The sequence below is a fragment of the Streptomyces sp. NPDC033165 genome, from assembly GCF_055577965.1.
The window spans coordinates 670328-691570 of the sequence record NZ_JBVIPK010000002.1; the positions used below are offsets into that span (position 1 = coordinate 670328).

Sequence of the window (21243 nt, forward strand, 5' to 3'; positions counted from 1 at the left end):
TACCGAGCCATGGACAACGTCAACCTCCCCCTGATCACCGTCGGCGTCACGCTGGTGGCCTGTGTGCTCGGCGTGATGGGCCTGTACGCCTACTCCGGCGGCAAGGCCGACCGCGACGCCCTCGTCGAACGCCTCTCCCACGTCGGGCAGCTCCCCGAGTCCGGCCGGGTCCGCCGCTTCAAGGGCCTGGACCGCAGGCTGCGCGGCACCGCGCTCGGCCGGAAGCTGGAGCTGAAGCTCGCCGCGACCGGCATGGAGCTCACCCCCGGCGAGTTCCTCGTCTACGCGCTCGTGGCGATGGCGGGCCTCTGGATGATCGCCTCCGCCATGCTCGCCGCGTTCTTCGGCCCGGTCGCCGCCCTGATCGGGCTCTGGGGCACCAACGCCTTCCTCAACTGGCAGCGGGCCAAGCGCACCGAGCGCTTCATCAACCAGCTACCCGAGCTCTCCCGGATCCTCGCCAACGCCACCCAGGCCGGCCTGGCTCTGCGCACCGCGCTCTCCATGGCCGCCGAGGAGCTGGAGGACCCGGCGGGCGAGGAACTGGCCAGAGTGGCACGGCGTCTGGCGGTCGGCGAGCCCCTGGAGGACGCCCTGGGCGAACTGACCGACCGCCTCCCCTCCCGCGAACTGGTCGTCCTCGTCACGACGTTGGTCCTCTCCAACCGGGCGGGCGGTACGGTCGTCAGCTCGCTGCGCAACCTCACCGAGACGCTGGAGGAGCGCAAGGAGACCCGCCGCGAGGTCAAGACCCAGCTCTCCCAGGTCACGGTCACCGCCTACGCCGTACCGGCCTTCGGTATCGGCGCGATGCTCCTGATGAACGCGGTCATGCCCGGCGCGCTGGACCGGATGACGGGCGCCTTCATCGGCCAGGCGGCGGTCGTCGTCGCCATCGCCCTGTACGCCATCGGGTTCGTGGTGATCCGCCGCCTGTCCCGTATCGACGTCTGACGTCAGGAAGAGAGAGGGGAAGGACGGACATGGACCTGCTGCTGGCTCTGGTCGTCGGCCTCGCGGTGTACGGGGCCATCCACGGCATCCGGATGTACCGGGCCGACGCCAAGCTCCCCGGCGACCTCGCCGTAGCCCTCGAATCCGGGGCCACCCGCACCAGCGCGGTCGGCTCGGGCATCGACCGCCTGGGCATCCGCTGGGCTCCCATGGTGCTGCGGGTGATGGGACCCAAGGCCGTCAACAAGAAGCGCCGCCAGATCGACCTGGCGGGCAACCCCGGCGGCCTCACCATCGACCGTTACGCGGCCCGCCGGGCGGTCTACGGGGCGCTGGGCCTCCTCGGTGCGTTCTCGATGCTCCTGCGCGGCCAGCTGTTCCTGGCCCTCCTGATGATCGCCTTCGGCCTGTTCTGGGTGGAGGCCGGGATCTGGTCGGCGATCCGGGTACGCCGCGAGCACATCGAACGCACCCTGCCGGACTTCCTCGACGTGCTGGCCGTCGTCGTCTCCGCCGGGCTCGGCTTCCGGCAGGCGCTGGACCGGGTCGCGGAGAAGTACGAAGGCCCGTGGTCCGACGAACTGCGCATCACCCTGCGGCAGATGGACATGGGCGTCAGCCGCCGTCAGGCCTTCGAGGAACTGCGCAGACGCAACGACTCCGAGCAGGTCGCCATGTTCGTCACCACACTCCAGCAGGGCGAGGAACTGGGAGCGCCGATCGTCGAGACGCTCATCCAGATCGCCAACGACATGCGCCGCACGGACGCCCAGAACGCCCGCCGCAAGGCGGCCAAGGCGGTCCCGAAGGCGACGTTCGCGGTGACGTCGTTCCTGCTCCCCGGCACGCTCGTGCTCCTCACGGTCGGATTCGTGTACGGGGCGGATGTCGACTTCGCGTTTATCACGGGCGGCTGACATGAACGACGGGCGGGATGGGGACGAACCTCACGCGCTCGGGGGGCCTGGGCGCTGAGCGACCGGCGTATCCGAGCGACCGACGTAAGGGAGAGGAGACGGAGGTGACAGGAACATGGCATACCAGCTGACCGGTTCCCAGCCAGGGCTGGCCACGGAGCTGACCCGAGCGCACACCGGCACCCCGGCCCGCCCGGCCTTCGCCATCCAGGTCAACGCGCTCCAGGCGATGTGCCGCCAGGTCTTCGGCTTCCGCCTGGCGATGATCGCGATAGCGACCCCGTACGCCATCGGCCACACCGCGCCCGGTCTGCCCACCTGGTTCATCGGCACGGCGATCCTGGTCACCTTCATGGGCTCGTACCTCCTGTTCCGGGACTGGGAGCGCTTCGGCCCGTACCTCCTGCGCCACCCCTGGCTGCTCGCCGTCGACGTGTTCTTCGGCACCCTGCTGCTGGTCACGGCGACCCCCGAGTCGACCCTCGCGTACGTCACCGTCTGCACCCCGCTGCTGGCGGGCCTGATCCAGGGCTGGCGCGGCGCGGCGGTCTTCGCGGCGCTCCAGGTGGTGATCGTCTTCGGTGTGTACGCGAGCGTCCCGAAGCTGGAGAGCGGCGGGGCGACGGCCCTCCTGCTGCCCGGCTTCTGCGTACTGGCCGGGGCGGTCGGAGTCACCCTGCGCAACCTGCTCCTGCGTTTCGGGACGGCCACGCAGGCGCTCACCGAGACCCGGGCGCGGCTGGCGGTGAACGAGGCCGTGGAGGGCGAACGCACGCGCCTGGCCCGGGAGATGCACGACTCGGTCGCCAAGACCCTGCACGGTCTGGCGATGGCCGCCGACGGCCTGGCGGGCTCGGCGGACCGCATGGACCCGCCCACCGTGAAACTCCAGGCGGAGCTGGTGGCCCGCGCCGCGCGAAGGGCCGCGGCCGAATCGCGGGAACTCCTGACGGACCTGCGCCGGGAACAGGGCCTGGAGGGCGGTGTGGACATCGTCGCCGAACTGGCGATCCAGGCGCAGGACTTCACCGAGCGCCATCCGGTAGCGGCCACCTTCCGACGCCTGTCCGAGGGGATCCCGGTCCCCCCGGTCCCGCAGGCGGTCGCCCGGCAACTCCTCACCGTCGCCTCCGAGGCCCTGGAGAACGCCCACCGCCACGCGGGCCCGACGTACCTGATCGTCCTCGCGGGCGTGAAGGGCGATGTGCTCCGCATCAGCGTGTACGACGACGGCCGGGGCCTCCCCGCCGGCACGACGCTGGAAGGGCTGCGCCGGGCGGGTCACTTCGGCCTGGTGGGCATGGTCGAGAGGGCGGCGTCGATCGGGGCCCGCATCAGGATCGGCCGGGGGAAGGCGGAGAAGGGCACGGAGGTGCGCCTGGAACTGCCGCTGGCGGCGTTGTGGGGGCGCGAAGGAACACCTCACCCAGGCCGGCCCCACCCCACCCCAACCCATTCCCGGTCGACCGAGACCCCCCGCCATCAGTCGACCGAGACCCCCCGCCATCAGTGGACACCGGGTAACACACCCATATAGACCCCCACAGCCCCCGCAGTCCCTATAACTTCCAACCCTGAGAGGAGGTCGCAGTATGCCGGACGAAGTCTCCCCCGCGCCGAGCGGCTACGGGGCGGTGGGCCACTCCCACAGGACGGTGGCCCACCCTCACGCTTCCCAGCACACCTCGTCGCACATCCCGCTCGCGTCGGACCCCGGCCCCGCGGGCCACCCCGACCACCACACCCCCCAGCACTCTGCGATCAGCCCCGCGCCCCCCGTCGCCTCCGGCTTTCCCTCCGGACCCGCCGCACCGGCGGCCGAGCGGCTCCGGGTGGTGGTCGCGGACGACAACCCGGTCGTCCGGGCGGGCCTGGGCGTGCTGCTGTCGGGCCGGGCGGACATCCAGGTGGTCGCGGAGGCGGCGGACGGCCGAGAGGCGTACGAGAAGACCCTCGAACACCGCCCCGACGTGGTCCTGCTGGACGTCCGCATGCCCGGTGTGGACGGCATCTCGGCCCTGCCGCACCTGGTGGGCATCGCCCCCGTACTGATGCTGACGTACAGCAGGGAGAGCCAGATCGTCCACGAGGCCCTGCGCCTGGGGGCGGGCGGCTATCTGGTGCACGGTGAGTTCACGGCCGACCAGCTGGTCCAGGCGGTACGCGACACGAAGGACGGCCGCGCGAACTTCACGGTCACCGCCGCTGACGCCCTCCTGGCCCACATGCGCCACGGCACGGCCCCGCACCGGGAGCCCCTCCCCGAGGGCCTCGGCTCGGCACTGACGACGACACCACCCCCGCCCCCTTCACGCCCGGCTGAACCTTCGGAAGGCCTTTCGCAACTGCAACCTGTTGTGGGACAGTCTTCGGTAAGCGAGGGGGCGGTGTCCGCCCCCAACAGGCAGCAGTACGGGCTGAGTTCGCGGGAGGTGGAGGTCATGGACCTGATTGCGTCCGGAATGAGCAATCAGCAGATCGCCGCCACCTGCTTCATCAGTGAGAAGACGGTCAAGAATCACATCAACCGCATCTTCACCAAGCTCCACAGCGCCACCCGCAGCGAGGCGATAGCCCACTGGCTCGGCACAGCGCCGAGGACCCCGGGGCGGCAGCCATGAGCGAGCGCACCCCCACGACGGCTCCCGCGCGGGCCCAGGTGACCCTTTGGGCCCGTGAATGGGCCCACGGACCCTCTGGCCGAGCGGCGTTGGCCCCCTATGTTTCTCATGTCGCCAGCGAAACCGGCCAGGAGGAAGCCGGTACCGCGAACGACACCGCAGAAACGTGCGAGTCGGCCGGCAACCGGCCGGCCGAACCAGGAGGGTCACACCATGTCGAACATCACCCTGAAGACCGCCGTCCGCGTCAACGGCTGGGCCAACACCGCCGTCAGCAGCATGCAGAAGCGCTACGCGGCGAAGGACCGGGGGCAGACGGCGTTCGAGTACCTGGGGATCATCCTGGTGGTCGTGGCGATCATCGGTGCGATTGCGGCCGCCGGGATCGGCGGGAACATCTCGGACCGCATCGACGGCCTTGTGACGGCCATCACCTCTGGCTGATGCGTACACGTCCACGCGGCGATGCAGGGCAGGCCTTCCCCATCTACATCATGATGGTGGCGGGCCTGCTCTTCCTCGCATTGGCCTTCTTTGCTGTAGGCAAAGCCTCGGCACTACGCAACGGGTCCCAAGGCGCGGCCGACGCCGCCGCGCTGGCCGCCGCTCAGCAGGCGCGTGACGACTTCGGGCCCGGGTTCTACGCCTCGCTGCACCACAACATGCTGGACGCCTTCCTCATCGAGCCCTTCGACGCGCCCTGTTCCGAGGCGCAACGACTGGCCTCCGCCAACGACGCGGACAATAGGCTTTGCTATCCGACCCCCGGATACCTGCGCGACCGGATCACGGTCGAGGTCGAGGGCCGCAAGCCGGTGGACTCGCCGGTGCTCCCCGGTTCGCAGAACAAGAAGGCCAAGGCGAAGGCCACCGCCCTCATCGAGTTCCGCTGCCCCAACCCGAAGGCTGTGGACTCCAACAGTGACGGAGTCCAGGACCTCTTCATCTTCACGTGCCGGAATGGCGAGATCGTCGAGATCCTGCCCGCCGGCCCTCCACCGTGGGAGAGCGTGAGCCGGACCCTCTTTGATGTGCGGTTGGTCGACCAGTGACAGCGAAGCGAACGACGAGTAGAGGAATCGGACCATGAGCATGCGGCGGACCACGACGACCAGAAGGGCGATGACGGCTGTCACAATGACGGCCGCCCTGGCCCTTGCTCTCGCCGGCTGCGGCGACGACGGAGGTGATGAGCCCGGCAAGGATGGCTCCAGCGTGCCGTCCGCCCCGGCCAGCCCCTCCACGGAGGACAAAGGTGAGCCGCAGCAGCAGGACACGGCTGCGGGAGAGAACGTGGACCCGGATGTGAAGCTCGCGGAGGCGCGGGGGCAGGGTGGGCTTGTCCTGGTGATCAACGAGGTCAAGCGTGACTCGGGCGGATTCCTCACAGTTCAGGGCGAAGTCACCAATGAGGGGGACCAAGCGCGGATTACCACGGCGTGGTCCGGGTCCGAGGTGAATATTGTGAACAAGAACCCCAACTCCGTCGCCGGTGCAACGCTCGTGGACAAGGTGGGGAAGAAGCGCTATTACGTTCTTCGGGACACCGACTCCCGCTGCCTCTGCACCACGGCGATCTCATCCCTTGCTCCGGGCAAGTCGGCGTCGGTCTTCATGCAGTTCCCGGCTCCGCCGCAGACCACCACCGAGGTCGACTTCACCCTCCCCACCTTCGCCACCACCTCGCTGAAGATTTCTGGGTGAGTGCGGCCATGAAGACCACACAACGCCCCCGGGCGGCGCGCAGCGTAGGACAAGCCGTCGCGGTCGTCGTACTGCTCGCCGGCACCACGCTGCTCGGAGCGTCACCCTCGTACGCCGACGACGAACCGAGCGTCCCGCCCGGCACGGAGGTAACGTCCGAGCCGCCCGTTCCCATCGACCCGAACGACCCCGACCTGAAGATGCCTGAGGGCGGCACCCTCGCCCCCGGCCGGGTCCTCGACATCGTCCAGGTGGTCGAAGACCTCGGTGGCGAGGAACGCCGCGAGGACAGCAACGCCGACATCAAGTTCGCCCTCCAGGCGGAAGTCCTCTTCGGCAAGGACAGCGCGAAGCTGAGCTCGGCCGCCAACGCCCGGATCGCCGCCATCGCGGAGGAGGTCAAGAAGCAGAACGCGACCAGGGTCCGCGTCTTCGGCTTCACCGACAACCTCGGCTCCTCGGCCCACGGCGACGTCCTCTCCAAGCAGCGTGCCGACGCCGTGCACAAGGTCCTGTCGAAGCAGCTCGGCTCCTCGATCACGTACGAGATCCGTGGCTACGGCGAGCAGTACCCGATCGCCAGCAACAGCAACGAGGAGGGCCGGAAGAAGAACCGCCGCGTGGAGGTCTCCTTCCCGCGCGGGGAGGGATCCTGACCTCTACCTCCACGTAGGGCTGTGCGGGGCCGGGAGGCCCACTGTCCGGCGTACCCGCCATCGCTTGCTGAAAGCGGTGGCGGGTACGTGCGTAGCGGGCGATACGCGGCTCATGGTGGAGGAGCGAGCTATCCACCCCGTTGTGTGAATCGCTATTTCGTGCCCTGTCCCGGAGGCCTATACGTTCGGATTCATGGAGTTCACGGAGTTCATGGAGCGGAAGTTTCTGACGGCCGAACAAATGGCGGCCGCCCTGCGTTCCGGTGAGGTGACCTCGGCGGAACTGACCGACGAGGCGATAGCCCGTATCGAACGGGACGACAAGGCGATCAACGCCATCTGCGTGCCGGACTTCGACCGCGCCCGGGCAGCCGCGCGCGATGCCGACGAGGCACGCGCCCGGGGTGAGGACCGGCCGCTGCTCGGCATACCGGTCACGGTCAAGGAGTCGTACAACGTGGCCGGGCTGCCCACGACCTGGGGCATGCCGCCGCACCGGGACTACCTGCCCACCGAGGACGCGGTGCAGGTCGCGCGGCTGAAGAGCGCGGGTGCGGTGGTGCTCGGCAAGACGAATGTGCCTTTGGGGCTGCAAGACATACAGAGTTTCAACGAGATCTACGGCACCACCAATAACCCGTGGGATCACGGCCGCACTTCGGGTGGGTCCTCCGGCGGTTCCGCGGCGGCCCTGGTATCCGGATTCGGTGCGCTGTCCATCGGCTCCGACCTCGCCGGTTCCTTGCGGACCCCCGCGCATTTCTGCGGTGTCCACGCACACAAACCGACGCTCGGGCTGGCGTCGAGCCGCGGTATGGTCCCGCCTCACGCACCTGCGTTGCCGGTCGAGTCCGACCTCGCCGTCGTCGGTCCGATGGCGCGCAACGCCCGGGACCTTTCGCTCCTGCTCGACGTCATGGCCGGGCCGGACCCGCTGACGTTCGGCGTGGCGCACCACGTGACGCTGCCGCCCGCGCGCCACGAGCGGCTGTGCGACTTCAGGGTCCTGGTTCTCGACGAGCATCCGTTCATTCCGACCGGATCCGCCGTGCGGGCGGGCGTGGGCCGGGTGGCCGACGCGCTGGTCGACGCCGGCGCCCGCGTCGAACGGCACAGTCGGCTGCTGCCCGATCTGGCCGAGGCCGCGACGATCTACATGCAGTTGCTGGTCGCGGGCTCCGTCGCACGGTTTCCTGTCGAGTCGTACGAACAACTGCGCTCCCAGGCCGCCGGACTGAGCACCGATGACCACAGCCTCGACGCGGTGCGGCTGCGCGGCATGGTGCTCAGTCACCGCGACTGGATCGAGGTGGACAACCGTCGCGAGTTCCACCGCCACGGCTGGCGGCAGCTTTTCGCCGAGTTCGACGCCGTGGTCTGTCCCGTCACGCCCACTCCGGCGTTCCCGCACGACCACCACCCCGACCCGAGGCAACGCCGTATCGACATCGACGGCATCGAGTACCCGTACTTCGACCAACTCGTCTGGGCAGGCCTGGCCACTATGCCCGGTCTGCCTTCCACCGCCATCCCGGCGGGCCGATCCCCGGAGGGCCTGCCGGTGGGAGTGCAACTCATCGGCCCGATGTTCGAGGACCGTACCCCTTTGCGTCTGGCCGAACTGCTTGAGCAGAAGATCGGCGGCTTCCAGGCACCAGAGCGGGGAGCGTAATGAAGGGGTGTTCGTAGAGGACGAGGTACGGAGGTGATGGGAGGGGTGTCGTCTTCCTCCCTCCGGCCCTGAGTTCGTCTCTGGGCGAGCAGGACCCGCTGGGCGACCCGTGGAGCGCGGCGGTCGGGCGAAGCTTGCCCGCCGCGCCGCCGCGCCGCCGCGCCGCTGCGGACTCGCGGGCTCACCCCCGTACGTAGTCCGGCGAGCGCCTGACCGAGACGGCGGTTGCCTGGCTCTTCGGCTACCGCCGCCTCACGGTCCGGTACGCGCGAAGGGGCGACCTCATGGAAGTTGTCTCATGTGCCAGGTTTCGCGAACTTCTTCCAGCAGGTCAGGCTGTAGCAGGTCAGGGCCGCGGCCATGGCCAGGCTTCGGCTCTGCAAGCCGTTGCGGGCCACGTACGGGATCTTGAGCCAACGAGCAGCCCATGGCAGGCTCGTGGCGCGTGATCGATGAATTCGCGAAAGACAACCTGTACGGGAGACTGCGGCGGGATCGTCAGGCGCTGCTCTGGAAACTCGACGGATTGTCCGAATACGACGCCCGCAGACCCCTGACAGCGACCGGGACCAACCTCCTCGGCCTGGTCAAGCACGTGGCCACCGTCGAGGCCAGGTACTTCGGTGAGGTCTTCGACCGCCCTTCCCCGGAACCGCTGCCCCGGTGGCAGGACTCCAACGGCAGCGACCTGTGGGCGACCGAGGGCGAGACCCGCGATCAGATCGTCGGGTTCTACCGGCGCACGTGGGAACACTCGGACGCGACGATCAACGAACTGCCCCTCGACGCCCCCGGCCACGTGCCGTGGTGGCCGGAGGCTTGGGCCAGTACGAACCTGTTCGCCATCATGGTCCATGTCCTCGGCGAGTCCATCCGGCATACCGGGCACGCGGATATCCTGCGCGAGGGCCTCGACGGGCGGACCGGGTTGCGCGCCGAACACGAGAAGCCGATCGACGACGAAGCCCGTGCGGCGTACTGCGCGAGGATCGAGCAGGCCGCCAGGTCGGCCGCACCGATCAAGGCTTAGCGGCTCTCTCATGTGACGGGATGTCCGGGCGGCATGATGCCGGTCGTGGGTGCCAATCCACCGAATCCACCGAATCCACCGAATCCAACGAAGCGTCAGGCGATGGGTGACGCCCTCGTCGTTCGCCATGTCCCGGGCCGGCGGCCGACTGTCGGCGGACCAACGTAAGTCGCACGATAGTTTGACACTCGATACTCTCCGGTACACGCGCATATTCCTGGTATCGAGTTGATATCCCCTGCTAGCTGATCGTCCTGTATCCGACGCCGCGCGAACGTCGCCGTCCCGAAGGCAGTAGAGATGACCCACTCCCATCTGCACAACGAGCCCGGCAAAGCCGCCGCGGGGTCCGGTCGACGCCAGGCGCGGGCTCAGTTCGCGTCCCAAGAGCAGGCGGCGGCGACAGCAACGTCCGGTCTGGCGGCCTTACAGGCCCGCGCGGGTAACGCTGCCGTCGTCCAGATGTTGCGCGATGCGGGCCACCCTTGGGCCCAGGGCCAGGCCCAGGATCAGGACCGTGGTGAGGAGCAGCACCAGCACTCCGCCGGGTGCGGCCACCAAGGCGACCGGGCCGCTCCTGTGCAGCGTGCCGCCGTCCACGACGTACTGCGTGCGCCCGGACGGCCGTTGGACGACGCGACCCGCAGCGACATGGAATCCCGGCTGGGCGCCGACTTCTCCGACGTGCGGGTTCACACCGACGCCGCCGCGAAGGCCACCGCCGCGGACATGGGGGCCCGCGCCTACACCTCCGGCAGTCATGTCGTCATCGGAGAAGGCGGCGGTGACCGGCACACTCTGGCGCACGAGCTGACCCATGTGATCCAGCAGCGGCGGGGGCCGGTGTCCGGGACCGATCAGGGCGACGGGGTCTCCGTGAGTGATCCCTCCGACCGGTTCGAACGCGAAGCCGAGGCCAACGCCCGCCGCGCCCTCTCCCGCCCGGGTGGCGCGAGCCGCGCACCGGACCGGCACGAGCCCGCCTCCGTCCAGCAGGCCCCGGCCCTTGCCGGGCACGAGCCCGCCTCCGTCCAGCAGGCCCCCGCCCCGGCCCCCGCGCACGCCGCTGCCATAGCGGTTCAGCGGTTCCACCGGCCCTTCGCCGGTGACAACGCTCCTGCCGACTGGGCGCAGACCGCCCGGGAGTACATCAGGAACAACTACGCGGGAATCGTGACCCAGTACACGCGTGTGGTGCTGGGCATGGAAGCGGCGGCGCCGGTCGAGCAGAAGGCCAAGGTGCGCGTTCTTCGGCAGATGGGCACGGCGTCCCAGGACAACCTTCCCGAGATCCTGTCCCGGGCCGTGTCCAACGGTAACGCCGAGGTCAGTGACCAGGAGCTCAACACGGTGGTGAGGTACCTGAACATCATGGAGGAGGAGTGCGCGACGGCGGCCAAGGTCAGGGAAGATCCGGACTATGCCAATCCGCTGCCGGGAAGCGTCATCGGAACCGAGTTCACGTTCACGGACGACACCCTCAACGGGATCGCCGGCGGCAACCCGCTGCGCGTGGACATCGGTGGACTGACCGGGCAGGCGGACGCCAACGCCAGGGCCGCGATCACCTACGCCCGAAACAAGATGAACGCCTGGACCGCGCACGTGCAGGGCACCGCCCCGCCGAACGGGTTCACCATGACGGTGAGTGATGTCACCGTGAAGGACCAGGCCGGGAAGCGATTCACGTATTCCCAGGGCAACACCCGGTGGTGGTGGGAGATCACCATGGACGATGCGTGCCTGGAGACGCGGACCGACCCGACCTCGGTCAGCAGCATGCGCGACCCCCACGTGCGCACCATCATCAAGAATCACATATTCGGCGGTGCCCAGGCCTCCGGCCTGCGCGTGGACCAGAGCATCGCCGGTGGCGGCGGCCACATCTCCGTGGACAGTGCCTCGGCGTTCGGCGGGAGCGTCGAGCTGTTCGTCCAGTCCATGCGGGAATGGGAGGACAACTGGGAGAACTGGGTGGCGAAATTCGGCGCCGATCCGCGAGAGACGGATGTGGTGAACGCACCCTGGACCGGAAGCCTGCCCCAGGACCACCTGCCCGCCGTGCGGAACCTCCTCGACCGCATCCTCGCCGACGCGCGGAGCGGAAGGACGCATCTGCCGCAGGCGATCGGGGAGCTCCAGGCCCACATGGTGAACCTCCCCCTGCACGCGAACGCCCCCCAGCACCTTCGGGAGAAGGTGGACGCCCACCCCGAGGACCGGCTGCACTACCAGGCCGTGAACCTGGAGCACATGGGTGAGGACACGGAGGCCGCGCACCGCCGCATCGAGTTCCGCGACATCCAGGCGCAGGCGAGCTACGAGCAGCTGCTCGACGACCTCCAGTACATCGGCTTCCTGCTCCAGGGCGTCCGTGACAACGTCGGCGGCGAGCAGGAGGCCCGCCTGGGCGAACGCCACCCCAGGAAGTAGCCCCGGCCCGGCCCTGCGCGCCCCAACGCGGTGCGTGCAGGGCCTACTTCACCGTGATCGACTCCACGAACGCGTCCAGCTCCTCCCCGCTCACCGCGTCCTTCACCGCGTTGAGACGGACCACGAACGGCACGCCCTTCGAGTCCACCCCGGCGACCAGGACCCCCGTCATCGGTGTACCGGCGTTCGGGGTGGACTCGCGGCCGTCCGCCGTGAAGTCGTAGTCGATCCGACGGGCATCGCGGGCCTCACCGGCGCTCGCCGGGCCCGCGAGGCGTACGTCCTCCGTGGCCTTGCGGGTGGAGCCCAGGCCGATGCCCGCGCCCGCGGCCGCCGCCGCCCCGGCCGCGTCGCGCACGCCGGTGGCGAAGTCCAGCTGGACCGAGACCATGCCGGTACGGATGCCCTTCTCCTCCTTGAGCGCGACTGCGGCGTTGCTCTTCGCGCGCTCGGCCGCCGGCTGCTCGGCGTACCCGTCCTTCTTCGGGTAGCCGACGCTGAGGCTCCCGGTGTCCAGCGTGCCCCAGCCCTCGGGCACCTGGGCCGTGCCCTCTCCGCCGTCGCCGCCGCACCCGGTGAGCAGCAGGGCCGCCCCCAGGACGGCCACCGCCATCCCGCGCACCCGGGTCCTCCGCGTCCTGGTCCTCATCGCCCTCACGCCCCTTCGGTCAGTTCGCGCAGTAGCTGTACGGAAGATACGTGCGCCGGTCGCCCTGCGGGGCCCCGAGGAACCGTGCGTCCGTCAGTGTCTCCTTCTTCTCCTCGGAGGAGAGGGAGAAGCCGAGGCTCATCCCGAGCGAGATCTCGAAGCCGAACTCCTGGGCGTCGCTCTCGCCGAGATACCGCATCGTGCTCGACAGGCCGTCCTCGAACATCAGCTGCCGGAAGGGATCGTCGCCCTGCGGGCGGGTGTCCATGCCCCGGTCGCCGAAGAGGTACTCGAACGGGGCGGTGTTGTTGCCGGAGCCGTCCAGCCACTGTTCGGCGATCGCGCGCTCGGCCTCGGTCGCCGCGTCCGTCTCCTTGCCGAAGACGATCGAGTTCGTCACCACGTCGACACCGGTCTCGCTTGAGGAGTCGGATGTGCTGCCCTTGCCGCCGCGCTTGTCCTGGCCGCTCTCTCCGTTGTCGCCGCCCACCTCGACCTTGCCGGACGCCGAACCGTTCTCCACGGTCTGCGTCATGTCGATACGGACGATCTTCCCGGTCCTCTGGTCGCGGGTGACGGTGATGGCACCGGTGCGGTTCTGCTTGGCGCCCACGGTCCCCTTGACCGGGCCCACGTCCCCGATGGCCTTGCCCTCCAGTTCGAGCTTGGCGGTGTACGTGTACGACTCGTTGCCGTTCACGTCGTCCTTGGTGATCGTCACCTCGGGCGAGAACTTCGCCTTGCCGCCCAGCTTGGCGCCCAGCTCGTCCTCGTCGCCGCCCTTGACGGACAGGCCGCCGTCGGCGTAGGCGTCCAGTCCGATGGTCGAGTAGGAGATCTTCTTGTCGCCGATCTTCCGCTCGACCTCCTCCTTCTTCTCCCCCCACTTCATCGCGGAGTACCAGCCCCCGCCGTACGCCCCGCTGTGCTTCGTGGAGGTCTCCCACATCTTCATTTCCTCGATGTCGTCCCGCATCCGCTGAGCCTCTTCCTCGCTCGCGAAGATCCAGGTGTCACCGTTGGTGATCTTGATGCCGCCGCCGATGTCGACATCCGCCTTGCCGAGGCTCCCGAGCTTGACGCCGGGCGTACTGGCGGTGACCCCGGCGGAGGCCGCGTCCGTGAAGGTCATGGAGACGATCTTGTCGTTGCCGTCGACCTTGCCGTCCCCGTTCACATCGGTGTTCGCCTGGGAGACCTTCTGCTGGAAGCCGTACTCCTGGCCCCACTCGAACCAGCCGATCCTGACCTTGCCCCCCGCGGTGTCGGAGACGGAGGAGATCTGGCACATCTTCGGCTCGTAGTCCGCGTCCGTCCTCGGCCGCGCCTCGGGGTCCTGGCCGCCCCCGCCGCACGAGCCGCCCGCCAGGGAGGTGACCGCGCACCGGATGCGCTCGCCGATCTGCCCGCCTGCCCCGGCCATCGCCATCGCGCCGATCAGCAGCACGACGAGGACGACGACGCCCAGGTACTCCATCGCCGTCGCGCCGCCGTCACGCCAGTTGTACGAGTACGACGGCGGCGGAGGCGGGGGCCGGGTGGCGCGTTCCGCCATCAGCCGGTCGACCGCCACCCCGGACGCCGCCCCCGCCGCCAGCGACACCGCGGGCATGAGGACCCCCTCGATCCCCACCACGTCCCACGAGACGGCGAAGCCGTACAGCAGCCCGCCCAGCGGTACGGCGAGGGTGGCGAGCAGATACAGCGGGCGGGAGGACGCGCGGTACTCGTCGGGGAGCACGCGGGCCGCGGCCAGGACCGTCAGCAGCGTCACGGCGAGCGCGGGCAGGTGGATCAGGGCCAGCCGCCAGCCGAAGGTGTCCAACCTGGCCTCGGTGCCCAGCAGGCCGAGCAGAATCCGGCTCACCAGCAGCCCGGCGGTGAGATAGACGAGCGCGCCCGCCACCCAGCTCCGCGTCAACACGAAGAGCCGGCCGTCCTGTTGGCCGTGCGCAACAGAGCCACCGCCTCCGCCGCGTCCGTCACCGCCGCCACCGCTCACACCGCACCCTCTCCCTGGGCGTGAAACCCGAACCCGGATCCGCCCCCGCGCATGTTGCCCGACGGTCGAGAGCGTACGGCCGGAAGGCTGCGGCGGCCCGGGCCCCCGGTCCCAAAGGTGGGCCCAAGTCCCGGGAAACAGACGCTGGTTGTGCCGATCGTTCGCCGGTTGCTCCGCTTTTGGGCCGCCCGTGGGTCCGGGGGCCCACGCCACCCCGGCCGCCGCTCAGTACGCTCGGTGGTGCCGGTGGTCGCCGACCACGACACCGTGATGACGTGTGATGGGGTGGGGCGTCGATGAGCGCCGGATTCTTCTACTCGTACCACCTGGGCTGGTCCCGGCCGGACGCCCGGACGCTCCTGGGGGACCTGGAGGCGGAGGGGCTCCGTCCGGCGCACCCGGTGACCGGCCGCGTCGTCCTCGTCAGCCTCGACTCCCCGTCCTCCGGCGCGCGTTCGCCGGTCACGCGTGAACAGCTGCTGTCCGTCGCCGGGCTCCAGCGGCTTCAGGAGGTCGGCTTCCGGTTGTGGGCGGACGGGGACCTCGACCTCCTGGTGCGCATCCGGCGGGCGCGGGCCGGTGTCGTCGCCGTCGAGTTCTCCGTCGGCGAGCTGCCCGCACCGCAGCGGGAGCACGCGGTGAACGCCATCCGGCGGACGATCGGCCGGGCGTCCGTGCTCTGCATCGGCTTCGTCGTCGACCGGAGCGGCGCGACCGGCGCCACCGACTGGGACGGTGTCGTCATCGACGGCACCGCCCACCTCGAAGCCTGGCCCGACGCCGTCGCCGTACGCGGCGAGACGGCGGCCCGCCATCCCCAGCTGGCTGTCATGGACGCGGTGGAGATCTCGCCGTGGAAGGTGTTCGGGCACGCGGTGCCCGGTGTGTGACCCTCAGCACCCCGCCTCGCGCGCCCGGCCTTCCGCCGTCCAGGAGTGTCCGACATCGGCGTCATAATCGGCCGTATGTCCGACAACCAGCTCCGTCCCCGGACGCCCGACGCCCCGGCCCCGAGGCCCCCCGCTCCCGGGCCCCTCGCCCCCGGGCCCCGCGCCGCCGCAGCGCTCCGGGCCGCCGCGCCCGCCCTCGCGGTCTACGCCGCCGTGCGGGCCCTGGGGCTCCTGGTCCTCTGGGCAGCCGCTTCGGCCACCGGGAAGGACGCCCTCACGCGGCTCAGCGGACGCTGGGACTCCGTCTGGTATCAGCGCATCGCCGAGGACGGATACGGGTACACCGTCACGCTCCCGGACGGCGCCCTCCACTCCGACCTGGCCTTCTTTCCCCTCCTCCCCGCCCTGGAACGCGGCATCTCCGAGGTGACTCCGCTCACCCCCGGCGGCGCCGGGCTCCTGGTCGCCTGGACGGCCGGGCTGCTCGCCGCCTGGGGCATCTTCGCCGTCGGCGCGCACCTGCACGGGCGGCGTACGGGGGTGGTGCTGGCAGCGCTGTGGGGGGTGTATCCGACGGCGTTCGTCCAGTCGATGGCGTACACCGAGACGCTCTTCACCGCGCTGGCCGCCTGGGCGCTGTACGCCGTCCTCACCGGCCGCTGGATCGCGGCCGGTGCCCTGTGCGTACTGGCGGGGCTCACCCGGCCGTCGGCGGCCGCCCTCATCGCGGCCCTGGCGATCACCGCCGCCGTCACCCTCGTACGGGAGTGCCGTACCGGAGCCCGTGCCGGACGCGGTGCCGGTCCGGTCCTCCGCCGTAACGGCCGGATGATCGCGGGCGTGGCGCTCGCCCCGCTGGGCTGGCTGGCGTACGTCGTGTTCGTGGCCGTACGAGAAGGCAGCCCGTTCGCGTACTTCGACGTCCAGGCGCAGTGGGGCAACAACATCGACGGCGGCCGCGCCCTCGCCTCCTTCATCGCCGGTCTCCCGTGGCCCGCCGCCCTCGGGTTGTGCGCGGCGCTCGGGCTGCTCGGGTGGCTCGTGGTGCTCTGCGTACGACAGCGACAGCCGCTCCCCGTCCTCGTCTACACCCTCGCGATCGTCGTCATCTCGCTGATCGGCGCCGGGTACTTCGGCTCCCGGCCGCGGCTGATGATGCCCGCGTTCCCGCTGCTCCTGCCGCCCGCCGTCGCCCTGCTGCGGCTGCGGACGACCGGGCGCGCGGCAGCGGTGCTCGCCGTGCTCGCCTGTCTGTCGGCCGGTTACGGAGCCTGGACCCTGCTCGGCGCGGGCCCGCCGTAGGCCGCCCCGGCCCGCCCTACGGCTACGGGGTGCCCGCCGCCCGCAGCTCCACCCGTACGCCCGGGCGTACCCCCCACCGCTCCATCATCCCGGCCTCCGCCTCCACCACGTGCCGGGCCCGCAGCCGGGGCAGCCCCAGGCGGCCCGGCTTCATCGTGCGGACCGCCAGCACCCTGAACTTCCGGTCCAGGTAAGCCACATCGATGGGAAACCGCATCCGGAAGGTGTGCACACTCCCGCACGGGGTGAGCATCAGCGCCCCCTCGATCCCGTCCCGCCCGAGCAGCCCCCGGGTGCGTGCCCGGTACGAGGCCGCTATCCGCAGCGGCACCTCCCGGGGCCCCTCGCCGGAGTCCGCGCCGACCGTGAGCGTTCCGTCTCCGTCGCGCCATGTCCTTGTCCACATGGGCACCGACCGTAGCCCCCGGCGGCCCCGCGCGGGGTCCTCACGGCCACGCATGGGCCCCCAAGGCCACGCATGGGTCCCCGGGCCCAAGACCCCTGGCGGCAACCGGGATTAGGGTCGCCCCGTGGACGTCGCGCTGCTCGCCCTCGCCGCTGTCTGGGGTGCCGCCACCGGACTGCTGATCCCGCGTGCCGCCTACCGGTTCGCCGTCGAGCCGGAGGAGCCCTGGCGTACCGCGTGCCCCGCCGGTCATCCGCTCACCGGGCCGGCGGGCGGCTGGCTCGGCCCGGCCCGCTGCACGCCCTGCGCCACGGCCCCGGGAGCACCCGCCGACGCCGACACGGACGGCATCGAGGCGGTCGGCACCGATGCGGACGGCATCCGTCCCGCCCCCGGCACCCGTCCGCCTCCTCGTACGCCCTACGCCTCCTACGCCCCCGGCGTCCTCGCCCCCCTGGTCACCGTGCTCGCCTGTGTCGTGCTCGCCGCCGCCACCGGGGAACGGCCCGAGTTGCTCGGGTGGCTGGCGCTGGCCCCCGTCGCCGTGCTCCTCGCCGTCGTCGACCGGCGCGTCCACCGGCTCCCCGACCCGCTGACCCTGCCCCTGGCCGGTGCGGCCGTCCTGCTGCTCGGCGGCGCGGCCCTGCTCCCCGGACACGCGGGTTCCTGGACCTCCGGGCTGCTGGGCGGTCTGGCCCTGGGCGGTTTCTACTTCCTGCTCTTCCTGATCAACCCGAACGGCATGGGCTTCGGTGACGTGAAGCTGGCCCTCGCCCTGGGCGTGGCGCTCGGCTGGTACGGCTGGGCGGTGCTGTTCGTCGGCGGGTTCGCCGGGTTCCTGTTCGGGGCGGCGTACGGACTGGGGCTGGTGATCCTGCGCCGGGCGGGGCGCAGGACGGGCATCCCGTTCGGCCCGTTCATGATCGCCGGGGCGCTGACCGGGCTGCTGCTCGGAGCCCTCGCCGCCTGACGCCCGAGCGGGGACGTGCGCCAGGTCCGGCGCGCGCCCGCTCGTCCGGGGGCCACGGCCGTCCGCGGGCGCCGTCCGGTCGTCGCGGGCCCGGCCCGGAATCCCTTCGCCCACCTCTGCCCCACCTGACACGATTCCCCTATGCCCGAAGAATCCACCCCCCTCCCGTTTTCCTCCACCGCCTCCCGCGACCGGTTCGAGGCCCTGGTCGCCGAGGCGGCCGCCGTCTCCGTCGACGGCTGGGACTTCTCCTGGCTCGACGGGCGGGCCACCGAGCAGCGACCCTCCTGGGGGTACGCCCGCGCGATGGCCGACCGGCTCGGCCGGGCCCGTGCCGCGCTCGACCTCCAGACCGGGGGCGGCGAGGTGCTGGCCGCCGCACCGAAGCTTCCGCCGGTGACCGTGGCCACCGAGGCCTGGCCGCCGAACATCGCCCGCGCCACCGCGCTCCTGCATCCGCTGGGCGCGGTTGTCGTCGCGGACGAGGACGAACCGCCGCTGCCCTTCGGCGACGCCGCCTTCGACCTCGTCGTCAGCCGTCATCCGGTGACCACCTGGTGGGCGGAGATCGCCCGCGTCCTGGCCCCCGGCGGTACGTACTTCTCGCAGCAGGTCGGACCGGCGAGCGTCTTCGAGCTCGTCGAGTTCTTCCTCGGCCCGCAGTCGCCCGAGGTGCGCCGGGCCCGTGACCCCGAGGAAGCGCGCGCCGCCGCGACGGCGGCAGGTCTTGAGGTGGTGGACCTGCGGGCCGAGAGCCTGCGCACCGAGTTCTTCGACATCGGCGCGGTCGTCTACTTCCTGCGCAAGGTGATCTGGATGGTGCCCGGGTTCACCGTCGAGGCGTACCTGCCCCAACTCGCCGCCCTGCACCGCAAGATCGAGGACGAGGGGCCCTTCCTCGCCCGCACGACCCGCTTCCTGATCGAGGCCCGCAAGCCGGGGTGACCGGTCCGGGATACGGTCGGTGACCGGACCGGGAGGCCGCCTCCCGGTCAACCTGCTTACCCCGGACGCCAGTTCACTCCTGCCCCGGAGGCAACGGGATCGCGGGTGCCGCCGTCCTACTCGACGGGAGAACACACGGCGAAGCGAAGGAGGGGGAGCGGCCATGCCCTTGGAGCGGGAGGACCGTGCGGCGCCGACCGGTCGGCCGCGGCACGGCAACGCCGACTGGCTCACGGGGTCCCGGATCACCGCCGTCCTCGGGGTCTACTACCGGCCCGAGGGCCGCGCGGGTGAGCCGGAGGCCGTCGAGTTCGTGCTCGCGGAGGGCCAGTCCGTGCTGCTGACCTGTGCCTCCGACGGGACGCTCCGGGTCACCCCAGGCGCCTGGCCCCGGCTGCCCGACTGGTGCGTACCGGCGAGCCAGTGGCAGCACGCCCCGCCCGCCCTGTTACCGCCCGTGCCGTACGGGGGAGCCTGGACGGTCGTCGGCACCCGGGAGCGCAGGCACGCGAACGGGGAGGTGGTGCAGGCCGTGATCCGTTGCCAGGAAGGGGACTTCGTGGTCGAGGCCGGGGAGACGATGGCGGTCCGCTTCGACCAGCACCCCTGGTCCGCAGGGAGCCGCCCCTGATCCGCGGGAGGCCTGTACGCACGATCCGTACGCCGCCCCCGCACCCCTCCCACATCCCTAAGCGTGCGGGCCCACCGTCACCGTACCCACCGTCAGCTCCGCCGTTCCCTCCGTGATCGCGGCCACCCGCTCCACCTGCTCCTCCAGGTCCCGCAGCCGGGGCGCCGTCAGCGGCTTCAGGGGTTCCACCGTCACCGCGATCCGGCGGCCCGAGCGGCGCTGGTGCCAGACCCCGGCCACCGTGCCGTCCACCAGCAGCACCGGGTAGTTCCCCGCCTGCCCGCCGCCGAGCGCCCGCTCGTACGCGGCGCCGGGAAACAGCCGCTCCCGGGGGTGCGAGGCGATCGTGAACGCGTCGAAATACGGGAGCAGCCGCACGCCTCGCACCGGCTCGTCCGGGAAGTCCGTATCGCCCGCCACCACCCAGGCTGACCCCTCGTCCGCGAACCCCACCTCCTCGATCGCCCCCGACGCGGCCGACGCGGCGAACTGCTCGGACGCCCAGCGCTTCGGAGCGGCGAGCCACCGGGCGAAGTGGGCGGGGGTCGCGGGCCCGTACGCGTACAGGTACCGCTCGACCAGGGCCGCCAGCGCCGCGGGGCCGGGCATCGGGGTGCACCCGGGGTTGGTGTACGTCGCCTTCCGGCCCCGGTTCGGGGCGTAGGCGAGGGCACCCCGGTGGCCCGCCAGGTGCAGGACCTGCCGCCAGCGCGGCCACATCGTCTGAAAGGCGGGCATCACCAGGTCCCCGGCCCACGGGCCGGTCCGCGCGACGACCTCGTCGGAGAGCTCGTCGACCGTGAGCTCCGCCCCCTGCAACGCGTCCCCGACCGCCGCGACGACCGCCTCCACCTGGTCCGGGGTCATCCGGGCGCCCTTGGAGAAGAGGTTCGGGCCCGTCGGTACGGCGGACAGGGCGCCGGTCCACAGGGGCAGGTCCGCCACGGGCAGGAGATGCACCGTGCCGCGCGGCCCGAACGTCTTCACCAGGGTGGCCCGCCCGGACTCACCGGCCCCCTCCGCCCACAGCGCCGCACGCACGTCCGTACGGGTCAGTCCGTCGCCCCGCAGCCCCACCGACAGCTCGGCCGCCGACAGCACCTGGGCATGCGCGCCGAGCATCGCGCCGACCGCCTCCGCCGGGGAGGCGGAGGCAGACGCGGAGGGGGCGGGAGTGGTCAGGTGCTGGCGGGCCAGCCGCCGGGCGTTCGCCTCGGGCCAGCTCACGGTCGCGGTCGTACGGGCTCGTGTCGTCATACCTCGAACGTAGAGCCCCTTCCGGTCAGGATCTGTCCTCAACCTGCCCCGGGAAGTGCAGGCACCGGGGTGCGTACGCCGTGCTCGGAAGGGAGTCCGGCGAATCCGGAGAGTAATTGTGGAGTGGCGTGGCGCGCGATATCACTTACGAAGGGTTATGGTGGAAACCCCCCCTCGGGCCGGTCCGTATCCCCCCCCACGGAC

The 21243-nt window shown here is 70.9% G+C and carries 21 protein-coding genes; 16 read left to right on the top strand and 5 right to left on the bottom strand.

Features of this window, described 5'->3' with window-relative positions:
• Window positions 1-9: 9 nt before the first annotated feature.
• The 10 genes from ACZ5WC_RS07430 (at window position 10) to ACZ5WC_RS07475 (ending at window position 9554) form a co-directional block, all read left to right on the top strand.
• Window positions 10-954: a type II secretion system F family protein gene (locus ACZ5WC_RS07430; RefSeq protein ID WP_468539889.1), complete on the top strand. Its 945-nt coding sequence runs from the start codon at window positions 10-12 to the stop codon at window positions 952-954.
• Between the two features lie 29 nt (window positions 955-983).
• The gene (locus ACZ5WC_RS07435) at window positions 984-1871 is read left to right on the top strand and encodes a DUF5936 domain-containing protein (RefSeq protein ID WP_468539890.1); all 888 of its coding nucleotides are present in this window, start codon (window positions 984-986) and stop codon (window positions 1869-1871) included.
• Between the two features lie 115 nt (window positions 1872-1986).
• The gene (locus ACZ5WC_RS07440) at window positions 1987-3408 is read left to right on the top strand and encodes a histidine kinase (RefSeq protein ID WP_468539891.1); all 1422 of its coding nucleotides are present in this window, start codon (window positions 1987-1989) and stop codon (window positions 3406-3408) included.
• A 55-nt stretch (window positions 3409-3463) separates the two neighbouring features.
• The gene (locus tag ACZ5WC_RS07445; protein ID WP_468539892.1) at window positions 3464-4492 is read left to right on the top strand and encodes a response regulator; all 1029 of its coding nucleotides are present in this window, start codon (window positions 3464-3466) and stop codon (window positions 4490-4492) included.
• 213 nt (window positions 4493-4705) lie between these two features.
• On the top strand, window positions 4706-4936 hold the full coding sequence (locus ACZ5WC_RS07450; RefSeq protein WP_468539893.1) for a hypothetical protein: 231 nt from the start codon (window positions 4706-4708) through the stop codon (window positions 4934-4936).
• On the top strand, window positions 4936-5544 hold the full coding sequence (locus ACZ5WC_RS07455) for a pilus assembly protein TadG-related protein (RefSeq protein WP_468539894.1): 609 nt from the start codon (window positions 4936-4938) through the stop codon (window positions 5542-5544). Before ACZ5WC_RS07450 ends, ACZ5WC_RS07455 begins: the two co-directional genes overlap by 1 nt.
• A 34-nt stretch (window positions 5545-5578) precedes the next feature.
• Window positions 5579-6196, top strand: coding sequence for a hypothetical protein (locus ACZ5WC_RS07460; protein ID WP_468539895.1), 618 nt, complete (start codon window positions 5579-5581; stop codon window positions 6194-6196).
• 8 nt (window positions 6197-6204) lie between these two features.
• Entirely contained in the window at window positions 6205-6852 is a 648-nt protein-coding gene (locus tag ACZ5WC_RS07465) for an OmpA family protein (protein ID WP_468539896.1), read from the top strand.
• 211 nt (window positions 6853-7063) lie between these two features.
• Window positions 7064-8524: an amidase gene (locus tag ACZ5WC_RS07470; RefSeq protein WP_468539977.1), complete on the top strand. Its 1461-nt coding sequence runs from the start codon at window positions 7064-7066 to the stop codon at window positions 8522-8524.
• Between the two features lie 445 nt (window positions 8525-8969).
• Window positions 8970-9554: a DinB family protein gene (locus ACZ5WC_RS07475; RefSeq protein ID WP_468539897.1), complete on the top strand. Its 585-nt coding sequence runs from the start codon at window positions 8970-8972 to the stop codon at window positions 9552-9554.
• Window positions 9555-9980: 426 nt separating this feature from the next.
• Here the strand turns inward: ACZ5WC_RS07475 and ACZ5WC_RS07480 are convergent, their stop codons facing one another.
• Complete coding sequence (locus tag ACZ5WC_RS07480) at window positions 9981-10154, bottom strand: hypothetical protein (protein WP_468539898.1); 174 nt, start codon at window positions 10152-10154, stop codon at window positions 9981-9983.
• 27 nt (window positions 10155-10181) lie between these two features.
• Here ACZ5WC_RS07480 and ACZ5WC_RS07485 point away from each other — a divergent pair, with 27 nt between their 5' ends.
• The gene (locus tag ACZ5WC_RS07485; RefSeq protein ID WP_468539899.1) at window positions 10182-11987 is read left to right on the top strand and encodes an eCIS core domain-containing protein; all 1806 of its coding nucleotides are present in this window, start codon (window positions 10182-10184) and stop codon (window positions 11985-11987) included.
• Between the two features lie 43 nt (window positions 11988-12030).
• On the opposite strand, the gene ACZ5WC_RS07490 is transcribed toward ACZ5WC_RS07485, so the two are convergent.
• Both ACZ5WC_RS07490 and ACZ5WC_RS07495 read right to left on the bottom strand, forming a co-directional pair.
• The gene (locus ACZ5WC_RS07490; protein ID WP_468539900.1) at window positions 12031-12636 is read right to left on the bottom strand and encodes a hypothetical protein; all 606 of its coding nucleotides are present in this window, start codon (window positions 12634-12636) and stop codon (window positions 12031-12033) included.
• 19 nt (window positions 12637-12655) lie between these two features.
• Window positions 12656-14638 (bottom strand): hypothetical protein, encoded by a 1983-nt coding sequence (locus ACZ5WC_RS07495; RefSeq protein WP_468539901.1) that lies wholly within the window; start codon window positions 14636-14638, stop codon window positions 12656-12658.
• Window positions 14639-14934: 296 nt separating this feature from the next.
• On the opposite strand from ACZ5WC_RS07495, the gene ACZ5WC_RS07500 reads away from it, so the two are divergent.
• Entirely contained in the window at window positions 14935-15528 is a 594-nt protein-coding gene (locus ACZ5WC_RS07500) for a hypothetical protein (RefSeq protein WP_468539902.1), read from the top strand.
• A gap of 75 nt (window positions 15529-15603) precedes the next feature.
• A complete protein-coding gene (locus ACZ5WC_RS07505) occupies window positions 15604-16830 on the top strand; it encodes a hypothetical protein (RefSeq protein WP_468539903.1) in 1227 nt (408 codons plus the stop codon).
• A 22-nt stretch (window positions 16831-16852) separates the two neighbouring features.
• Here ACZ5WC_RS07505 and ACZ5WC_RS07510 read toward each other — a convergent pair whose 3' ends face one another.
• Window positions 16853-17236, bottom strand: coding sequence for a DUF192 domain-containing protein (locus tag ACZ5WC_RS07510; protein WP_468539904.1), 384 nt, complete (start codon window positions 17234-17236; stop codon window positions 16853-16855).
• 124 nt (window positions 17237-17360) lie between these two features.
• Between ACZ5WC_RS07510 and ACZ5WC_RS07515 the strand changes: the two genes are divergently transcribed.
• From ACZ5WC_RS07515 to ACZ5WC_RS07525, 3 genes are all read left to right on the top strand, one after another.
• Window positions 17361-18206 carry a prepilin peptidase gene (locus ACZ5WC_RS07515; protein WP_468539905.1) on the top strand — a complete coding sequence of 282 codons (846 nt, stop codon included), beginning with the start codon at window positions 17361-17363 and terminating at the stop codon, window positions 18204-18206.
• A 141-nt stretch (window positions 18207-18347) separates the two neighbouring features.
• Window positions 18348-19151, top strand: coding sequence for a class I SAM-dependent methyltransferase (locus tag ACZ5WC_RS07520; RefSeq protein ID WP_468539906.1), 804 nt, complete (start codon window positions 18348-18350; stop codon window positions 19149-19151).
• A 163-nt stretch (window positions 19152-19314) separates the two neighbouring features.
• Window positions 19315-19782: a hypothetical protein gene (locus ACZ5WC_RS07525; protein ID WP_468539907.1), complete on the top strand. Its 468-nt coding sequence runs from the start codon at window positions 19315-19317 to the stop codon at window positions 19780-19782.
• Between the two features lie 57 nt (window positions 19783-19839).
• Here the strand turns inward: ACZ5WC_RS07525 and ACZ5WC_RS07530 are convergent, their stop codons facing one another.
• On the bottom strand, window positions 19840-21039 hold the full coding sequence (locus tag ACZ5WC_RS07530; protein WP_468539908.1) for a winged helix DNA-binding domain-containing protein: 1200 nt from the start codon (window positions 21037-21039) through the stop codon (window positions 19840-19842).
• Window positions 21040-21243: the final 204 nt, after the last annotated feature.

What these genes read in the sequence shown, in the direction of transcription:
- ACZ5WC_RS07470 (WP_468539977.1), top strand. Translation starts at nt 7,064, where the DNA reads ATGGAGCGGAAGTTTCTGACGGCCGAACAAATGGCGGCCGCCCTGCGT.
- ACZ5WC_RS07440 (WP_468539891.1), top strand. Translation starts at nt 1,987, where the DNA reads ATGGCATACCAGCTGACCGGTTCCCAGCCAGGGCTGGCCACGGAGCTG.
- ACZ5WC_RS07490 (WP_468539900.1), bottom strand. Translation starts at nt 12,636, where the DNA reads ATGAGGACCAGGACGCGGAGGACCCGGGTGCGCGGGATGGCGGTGGCC.
- ACZ5WC_RS07530 (WP_468539908.1), bottom strand. Translation starts at nt 21,039, where the DNA reads ATGACGACACGAGCCCGTACGACCGCGACCGTGAGCTGGCCCGAGGCG.
- ACZ5WC_RS07500 (WP_468539902.1), top strand. Translation starts at nt 14,935, where the DNA reads ATGAGCGCCGGATTCTTCTACTCGTACCACCTGGGCTGGTCCCGGCCG.
- ACZ5WC_RS07510 (WP_468539904.1), bottom strand. Translation starts at nt 17,236, where the DNA reads ATGTGGACAAGGACATGGCGCGACGGAGACGGAACGCTCACGGTCGGC.
- ACZ5WC_RS07505 (WP_468539903.1), top strand. Translation starts at nt 15,604, where the DNA reads ATGTCCGACAACCAGCTCCGTCCCCGGACGCCCGACGCCCCGGCCCCG.
- ACZ5WC_RS07430 (WP_468539889.1), top strand. Translation starts at nt 10, where the DNA reads ATGGACAACGTCAACCTCCCCCTGATCACCGTCGGCGTCACGCTGGTG.
- ACZ5WC_RS07450 (WP_468539893.1), top strand. Translation starts at nt 4,706, where the DNA reads ATGTCGAACATCACCCTGAAGACCGCCGTCCGCGTCAACGGCTGGGCC.
- ACZ5WC_RS07465 (WP_468539896.1), top strand. Translation starts at nt 6,205, where the DNA reads ATGAAGACCACACAACGCCCCCGGGCGGCGCGCAGCGTAGGACAAGCC.
- ACZ5WC_RS07460 (WP_468539895.1), top strand. Translation starts at nt 5,579, where the DNA reads ATGAGCATGCGGCGGACCACGACGACCAGAAGGGCGATGACGGCTGTC.
- ACZ5WC_RS07455 (WP_468539894.1), top strand. Translation starts at nt 4,936, where the DNA reads ATGCGTACACGTCCACGCGGCGATGCAGGGCAGGCCTTCCCCATCTAC.
- ACZ5WC_RS07525 (WP_468539907.1), top strand. Translation starts at nt 19,315, where the DNA reads ATGCCCTTGGAGCGGGAGGACCGTGCGGCGCCGACCGGTCGGCCGCGG.
- ACZ5WC_RS07435 (WP_468539890.1), top strand. Translation starts at nt 984, where the DNA reads ATGGACCTGCTGCTGGCTCTGGTCGTCGGCCTCGCGGTGTACGGGGCC.
- ACZ5WC_RS07445 (WP_468539892.1), top strand. Translation starts at nt 3,464, where the DNA reads ATGCCGGACGAAGTCTCCCCCGCGCCGAGCGGCTACGGGGCGGTGGGC.
- ACZ5WC_RS07520 (WP_468539906.1), top strand. Translation starts at nt 18,348, where the DNA reads ATGCCCGAAGAATCCACCCCCCTCCCGTTTTCCTCCACCGCCTCCCGC.